Origin of the sequence: Stenotrophomonas sp. HMWF003, from assembly GCF_003061285.1 — a bacterium.
GTDB lineage: Bacteria > Pseudomonadota > Gammaproteobacteria > Xanthomonadales > Xanthomonadaceae > Stenotrophomonas > Stenotrophomonas maltophilia_AP.
This window is the reverse complement of record NZ_QAIW01000195.1, coordinates 8,103-14,593: the sequence shown is the minus strand read 5'-3', so window position 1 is coordinate 14,593 and position 6,491 is coordinate 8,103. Positions and strand designations below refer to the sequence as shown.

Sequence of the window (6,491 nt, the reverse complement as noted above, 5' to 3'; positions counted from 1 at the left end):
GGTCGCCATAGCCCAGCGCGGTGGCGCTCGGGTTGCTCTCGGTGTAGCCGTCCAGCTTGACCTTCTGCCAGATCACCGCAGCCACCGGACCATGGCGGAAGCCGCCCTCGGTGCCGAACTCATACCCGGCGTTCAACGCGGCGGTCAGGTTGCTGCCTTCCGGCGAGCCTTCATGGATACGGGTCGCCGGGCCCAGCTGGACCTTGCGGGTGACGTCGTAGTCCAGCCAGCTGTAGCTGACCTGGCCGTTGACCCACACGCGCTCGCCATACCAGCCGGCGAACAGGCCCAGCGAGGTATCGGACTGGGTGAAGTCGCCCTTGCTGTTGCCGAAATCGGCGTCCATGCGGCCATAGCCGGCGAAGCCGCCGACCACCATGCCGTCACGCGCCCAATCCACGCCGAACAGGCCGGCCGGGGCCATGCCGTCGTACAGGTCGGCATGTGCGTAGCGCTGCATGTCGCCACGCAGGTTGCCCCACCAGCTCAGGCCGTCAGCCGGACGGCCGCCCAGGTGCCAGCTGACCTGGTCGGCGCGCGAACGACCGACCGTCTGCGCCGAGTGGGTCAGGATCTGCTGGTTGCGCGGGGCTTCCAGGATCGACAGCGTGTACTGGCCCAGCATCTGGTGGGTCGCGTTGGACGGATGCACGCCATCGGCGAACACGTAGGTCTGGTAGGCGTCCGGTGTCGCATAGGCGGCCGGGCTGCAGGTCAGCGAGGTCGCGGTGAGGCAGGCCTTGCCGGTAGCGTTGACGAAGCCGTAGGTGGACGGGCTGGCAACGATCTCCTGCAGGATATGGAAGGTGTCCACCGGAATCACCTGCAGGCCGGCCGCTTTCAGCCCACCGAACAATGCGTCGTTGTAGGCCTTGGCCAGGGCGGTCCCGGCCGCCATGCCCGCCGGGCCGGCGGCGCGCGCGTCCGGGGTCAGGCCGATGTCGGGAATGGTGGGCACCACCACGTACTGGGCACCGGCCGCCTTCAGCGTGCCGACGATGCCGACCTGATCGGTCACCGCCGCGCCCAGGGTGGCGGCCACCGGCGCGCCGCGCTGGATGGCGAACAGGTCATTGGCGCCGCCCCATACGGTGTACAGCGCGTTCGGGTCGGCCTTGCCGCCATTGGCCGCCAGGTACTGGTTCATCTGGGTCTTGAGCGAATACACCGGCACTGCCGGGGTACCCGGCACCAGCACCTGGCTGGTATCCACGCCGACGCGGGCGCCGCCGATGGCGTAGTTGTCACCGTTCTGGCCGTTGCCGTGCGCGCCGCCGTTGGTGCCGTAGTAGTCGGCCACGTACTCGGCCCAGATCCAACCGGGGTTGGTGGTGAACTGGCCGATGATCGGGTTCGCGCTGGCCGGCAGCAGCGGGCGGAAGTAGCCGGCGTCGCTCAGGCTGTCGCCAAATACCACGGTCTTGGTATACGGCGACTGGGCCATGGCCGGCAGGGCGGCCATGGCAATGGCCACGGCCATCAGGGAACGCAGGGGGCGCTTGCTGAGCAGCATGTAAAGCTCCTTGAAGTGGGGAACAACCGACGTACGCCGGCGCACGGTGGCAATGGTTTCACTGCGCCCGGGGCAATTCACGCTGCGTCGCCGCATGAAATACCCCCGGAGCCCCGGAAACGCCGCGCGACGGCCTCCGTCGCCCCGGCAGGCGGCCGGCAAGGGTACGCACCCCGGCCACAATTAGGGACAATGGCGTCATGAACATCGTCCTCAATGGCGACACCCGCCAGCTTCCGCAAAGCGCCACCGTCCACGACCTGCTGCACACCGAGCAACTGCTTGAGCGCCGGGTGGCGGTGGAGGTCAACGGCGAGATCGTCACCCGCAGTCGGCATGCCAGCCACACCCTGCAGGACGGCGACGTGGTCGAAATCGTGCATGCGCTGGGCGGTGGTTGACCGTGTTGGACGCCGCGTTGCCGGGCGCAACATCGTGACGCGCGATAGGCGATAATTCGCGCCATGAATCCACACGCCCCCAACGACGCGCTGGTGATCGCCGGCAAGACTTACGGTTCCCGGCTGTTGACCGGCACCGGCAAGTTCAAGGACCTGGAAGAAACCCGCATCGCCACCGATGCCGCCGGTGCCCAGATCGTGACCGTGGCGATCCGCCGCACCAACATCGGGCAGAACCCGGGCGAGCCGAACCTGCTCGACGTGCTGCCGCCGGACCGCTACACCATCCTGCCCAACACCGCCGGCTGCTACACCGCCGAAGACGCCGTGCGCACCTGCCGCCTGGCCCGCGAGCTGCTGGACGGCCACAACCTGACCAAGCTGGAAGTGCTGGGCGACCAGAAGACCCTGTACCCGGACGTGGTGCAGACCCTCAAGGCCGCCGAGCAGCTGGTCAAGGATGGTTTCGCGGTCATGGTCTACACCTCCGACGACCCGATCCTGGCCAAGCGCCTGGAAGAGATCGGCTGCGCCGCGGTGATGCCGCTGGCCGCGCCGATCGGCTCGGGCCTGGGCATCCAGAACAAGTACAACCTGCTGCAGATCATCGAAGACGCCAAGGTGCCGATCATCGTCGACGCCGGCGTCGGCACCGCCTCGGATGCGGCGATCGCGATGGAACTGGGCTGCGACGGCGTGCTGATGAACACCGCCATTGCCGGCGCCCGCAATCCGGTGCTGATGGCCAGCGCGATGCGCAAGGCGGTCGAGGCCGGGCGCGAGGCGTTCCTGGCCGGGCGCATTCCGCGCAAGCGCTACGCCAGTGCGTCCTCGCCGGTGGATGGGCTGATCTGATGACCAATCCTTTCGACAGTGCCGGCGCCAAGGCCCCGGCCAAGCCGTTCACCATTACCGAAGGCCGCCGCGAGGTCCGCAGCTTCGTGCTGCGCCAGGGCCGCTTCACCCCTGCCCAGCAGCGCGCGTTCGACGATCGCTGGCCGCGCTTCGGCCTGGACTTCACCGGCGAGCCGCGCGACCTGGACGCCACCTTCGGCCGTGACGCGCGCAAGGTGCTGGAAATCGGCTTCGGCAACGGTGCCGCGCTGCGCTTTGCCGCCCAGCAGGACCCCAGCCGCGACTACATCGGCCTGGAAGTGCACGCCCCCGGCGTGGGCCGCCTGCTCAATGCGCTGGCCGACGACAACGCCGACCACGTGCGCCTGTACCACCACGATGCGGTGGAGGTGCTGGAAAAGGAAATCGCCGATGGCGTGCTCGATGAGGTCCGCATCTATTTCCCGGACCCGTGGCACAAGAAGCGCCACAACAAGCGACGCCTGATCCAGCCGGCGTTCGCCGCGCTGCTGGTGCGCAAGCTGCGCAGTGGCGGCCGCCTGCACTGTGCCACCGACTGGGAAGACTACGCCGAGCAGATGTGGGACGTGCTGGACGCCACGGACGGGTTGACCAACCGCGCCGGTCCGCGCGGCCAGGTGGACCGCCCCGAATGGCGCCCGCAGACCCACTTCGAAACCCGTGGCCAGAAGCTCGGCCATGGCGTGTGGGACCTGTTGTACGACCGCACCTGATCCTCGCCAAAGGAACCGCGCCACCCCATGGATACCGCGCTGACGCTGACCACCGATATGAAGCTCGTGCTCGGGCTGGTCGGCTTCACGATGGCGATGTTCCTGTTCGAGCGCATCCGCGCCGACGTGGTGGCGCTGGTGGTGCTGGTGGTACTGGGTGTCACCGGCCTGATCGCGCCGGAGGAGATCTTCGGCGGCTTCTCCGGTAATGCGGTGATGAGCATCATCGCCACCACCATCCTCGGTGCGGGTCTGGACCGCACCGGGGCGTTGAACCGGCTGGCGGCGTGGCTGCTGCGCCGGGGGCATGGGGTGGAAACCCGCCTGCTGATGATGACTACCGCCATTGCCGGCTTGAACTCCTCGTTCATGCAGAACCCGTCCGTGATGGCGTTGTACCTGCCGGTGGCCTCGCGGCTGGCCGCACGCACCGGGCTGACCCTGCAGCGCCTGCTGCTGCCGATTGCCGCGGCGATCGTGATGGGCGGTGCGCTGACCATGGTCGGCAATTCGCCGCTGATCCTGCTCAACGATCTGCTGGCGTCGGCCAACAACAACCTGCCCTCGGGCCTGGCCACCATCGAGCCGCTGCGCATGTTCGCGCCGCTGCCGATCGGCGTGGCGCTGCTGGTCGCCTCGCTGCTGTATTTCCGCTACTTCGGCGACCGCAAGCTGGTTGAAGAAGAAACCCTGGCCAACGACGGGGTCACCCCGGCGCGTACCGAAAGCTATTTCGCCAAGACCTACGGCATCGAAGGCGACGTGTTCGAGCTGGTGGTCAGCGCCGAGAGCCCCCTCGTGGGCATGACCCTGGGCGAGGCGGAGAACGTGCACGACGCGCCGCTGCTGCTTGCGCTCAAGACCGGCAACGACACCCGGCTGGCACCGCCGGCGGAGATGCGCATCTGGGTGGGCAGCGTGCTGGGGGTGATGGGCGCCCGCGCGCAGGTCAACGACTTCGCGCAGAACCAGTTCCTGCGCATGTCCTCGCGCCTGAAGCACCTGGGCGACCTGTTCAACCCGAGCCGCGCCGGTATTTCCGAGGCCGTGGTGCCGCCCACCTCCGACGTGATCGGCAAGACCGCCTCGGAACTGCGGCTGCGCAAGCAGCGCGGGATCAGCCTGCTGGCGATCAACCGCGACAAGCAGGTGATCCGCGAGGACGTGCGCAACGTAGCCCTGCGCGCCGGCGACATGCTGGTTTTCCACAGCATCTGGACCGACCTGGCCCAGGCCGCCAAGAGCCGCGACTTCGTGGTGGTCACCGACTACCCCAAGGGCGAGCAGCGCCCGCACAAGTTCAAGATCGCGATGAGCATCTTCGCCATCACCATCCTGATCGCGCTGACCTCCAAGCTGCCGGTGGCACTGACCCTGATGACCGGCGTGGCCGGCATGCTGCTCACCGGCGTGCTGCGCATGGACGAGGCGTACGCCTCGATCAACTGGAAGACCATCTTCATGATGGCCGGCCTGATTCCGCTGGGCTGGGCCATGGACAGCAGCGGCGCGGCGGCGTGGGTGGCCGGGCATACCATCGACCGCCTGCCCACCGGCATTCCGGTGTGGGTACTGGAGATCGCGCTGGCGCTGTTGACCACCGTGTTTTCGCTGACCATCAGCCACGTGGGCGCGACCATCGTGATGGTGCCCATCGCGGTGAACCTGGCGCTGGCCGCGGGCGGCAACCCCACCGCGTTCGCGTTGATCGTGGCGTTGTCGGCGTCCAACAACCTGATGACCGCGTCCAATCCGGTGATCTCGATGATCACCGGGCCGGCCAACTACACCCCGCGCGAGCTATGGCGCGTGGGTGCACCGCTGTCGTTGATCTACACCATCGTGGTGGTGGCGATGATCAACCTGATGTTCTGAGGATGGCGTAGCGACCCACGGTCGCTCCCTACCGCAGCCACACCTGGCCGTCGCGCACCTGCAGCGGCACTTCGCGCAGGCGGTCGCCCTTGCACGGGCCGGCCACGCAGCTGCCGTCGTCGAGCGAGAACGACGCGCCGTGTGCGGCGCACACCAGGTGGCCCTCGCGGCTTTTCAGGAACTGTCCCGGGGCCCAGTCCAGGCGGCGGCCGGCATGCGGACAGATGTTCAGCCACCCGCGGACGTCGTCACCGGCGCGGTACATGACCAGCGATTCACTGTCGCCGTCCAGGGTGACCTCGACCTCGGCAAAGCCTGCGTCGGCAATGGCGTCCAGGGCCATCAGGGGAGCGGCGGCGGTATGGGAAACGGACATGTCGGCACGCGTATTCAACGGGGCGGCATTCTCTCACGCCGTCACGTGGCTGGCCCGGCGATGAACACAAGTCATTGATTTGAAATGAAAGCGCGGTACGTTTAACGAGTTTTTCACTCAATGACAGGGACCACCCCGGATACTGATGGCTCGCTGACTTCAGCCCAAAGAAACGCCATGTACAAGCGCTACTTCCAGTTCAACACGTTCCGCACCCTGTTCGCGCCGCGCAAGCCGCGCCATCCGTTGGTGCGCGTCGCGGTGGGTCTGTTGGGCTTGGCCATCCTGGCCGCGCTGGTATTCGTGGGGGTGTTCGTGGGCGCGGCGATGATCATCGCCGGCGTTGCGTGGAAGCTGCTTGCCCAGCGCAAGCAGGGCGCGCGCCCGAGCGACCCGCAGGTGGTTGACGCCGAGTACCGCGTGGTTCGCAAGCAGGCCTTGCCGCTGTCGCGTTGAGTGATTGCCGCGCCGTCGCGCGGCCCCAGCCTGTCCCGTATTCGGCCACGTTCGGCGTGGCACCGCGCGCGCGCTCGTTCTAGACTGCCTGTGACCCAACGTGACAGGACGCGAGCATGACCGATGTAATTCCCACGCCCGAGCAACCGCGCATTCCGGTGGCCGGTGGCGGCACGTTCCCGGTGCGCCGCATCTACTGCGTTGGGCGCAACTTCGCCGACCACGCGCGCGAGATGGGCGCCGCCGTTCCCGCAGCCGATGACCGCGGGCGTCCGATGTTC

At 67.6% G+C, this 6,491-nt stretch carries 7 protein-coding genes and 1 pseudogene; 6 read left to right on the top strand and 2 right to left on the bottom strand.

Translation table 11 applies throughout. The features are described 5' to 3' along the window. Positions 1–1,513: autotransporter domain-containing protein (locus tag DBR34_RS08055; RefSeq protein ID WP_128096406.1), on the bottom strand; the 1,513-nt coding region annotated here is incomplete at its 3' end. Positions 1,514–1,713: 200 nt separating this feature from the next. Between DBR34_RS08055 and thiS the strand changes: the two genes are divergently transcribed. The 4 genes from thiS to DBR34_RS08035 all read left to right on the top strand — a co-directional run bounded on the left by thiS (position 1,714) and on the right by DBR34_RS08035 (position 5,378). Then, positions 1,714–1,914, top strand: a complete 201-nt coding sequence (gene thiS / locus DBR34_RS08050; protein WP_128096405.1) for a sulfur carrier protein ThiS — start codon at positions 1,714–1,716, stop codon at positions 1,912–1,914. 63 nt (positions 1,915–1,977) lie between these two features. Next, entirely contained in the window at positions 1,978–2,769 is a 792-nt protein-coding gene (locus DBR34_RS08045; RefSeq protein WP_128096404.1) for a thiazole synthase, read from the top strand. Next, positions 2,769–3,503, top strand: a complete 735-nt coding sequence (gene trmB, locus DBR34_RS08040; protein ID WP_128096403.1) for a tRNA (guanosine(46)-N7)-methyltransferase TrmB — start codon at positions 2,769–2,771, stop codon at positions 3,501–3,503. The genes DBR34_RS08045 and trmB overlap by 1 nt, the downstream gene beginning before the upstream one ends. A 27-nt stretch (positions 3,504–3,530) precedes the next feature. Next, positions 3,531–5,378 (top strand): SLC13 family permease, encoded by a 1,848-nt coding sequence (locus tag DBR34_RS08035; RefSeq protein WP_128096402.1) that lies wholly within the window; start codon positions 3,531–3,533, stop codon positions 5,376–5,378. 28 nt (positions 5,379–5,406) lie between these two features. On the opposite strand, the gene DBR34_RS08030 is transcribed toward DBR34_RS08035, so the two are convergent. After that, entirely contained in the window at positions 5,407–5,754 is a 348-nt protein-coding gene (locus DBR34_RS08030; protein WP_128096401.1) for a Rieske 2Fe-2S domain-containing protein, read from the bottom strand. A 177-nt stretch (positions 5,755–5,931) separates the two neighbouring features. Between DBR34_RS08030 and DBR34_RS08025 the strand changes: the two genes are divergently transcribed. After that, positions 5,932–6,210: a hypothetical protein gene (locus DBR34_RS08025; RefSeq protein WP_128096400.1), complete on the top strand. Its 279-nt coding sequence runs from the start codon at positions 5,932–5,934 to the stop codon at positions 6,208–6,210. Positions 6,211–6,326: 116 nt separating this feature from the next. Then, positions 6,327–6,491, top strand: a pseudogene (locus DBR34_RS22385) (FAA hydrolase family protein); the annotation flags it as partial.

Excerpts from the sequence above, each read along its gene's own strand:
- thiS (WP_128096405.1), top strand. The coding sequence starts at position 1,714 with ATGAACATCGTCCTCAATGGCGACACCCGCCAGCTTCCGCAAAGCGCC.
- DBR34_RS08045 (WP_128096404.1), top strand. The coding sequence starts at position 1,978 with ATGAATCCACACGCCCCCAACGACGCGCTGGTGATCGCCGGCAAGACT.
- trmB (WP_128096403.1), top strand. The coding sequence starts at position 2,769 with ATGACCAATCCTTTCGACAGTGCCGGCGCCAAGGCCCCGGCCAAGCCG.
- DBR34_RS08035 (WP_128096402.1), top strand. The coding sequence starts at position 3,531 with ATGGATACCGCGCTGACGCTGACCACCGATATGAAGCTCGTGCTCGGG.
- DBR34_RS08030 (WP_128096401.1), bottom strand. The coding sequence starts at position 5,754 with ATGTCCGTTTCCCATACCGCCGCCGCTCCCCTGATGGCCCTGGACGCC.
- DBR34_RS08025 (WP_128096400.1), top strand. The coding sequence starts at position 5,932 with ATGTACAAGCGCTACTTCCAGTTCAACACGTTCCGCACCCTGTTCGCG.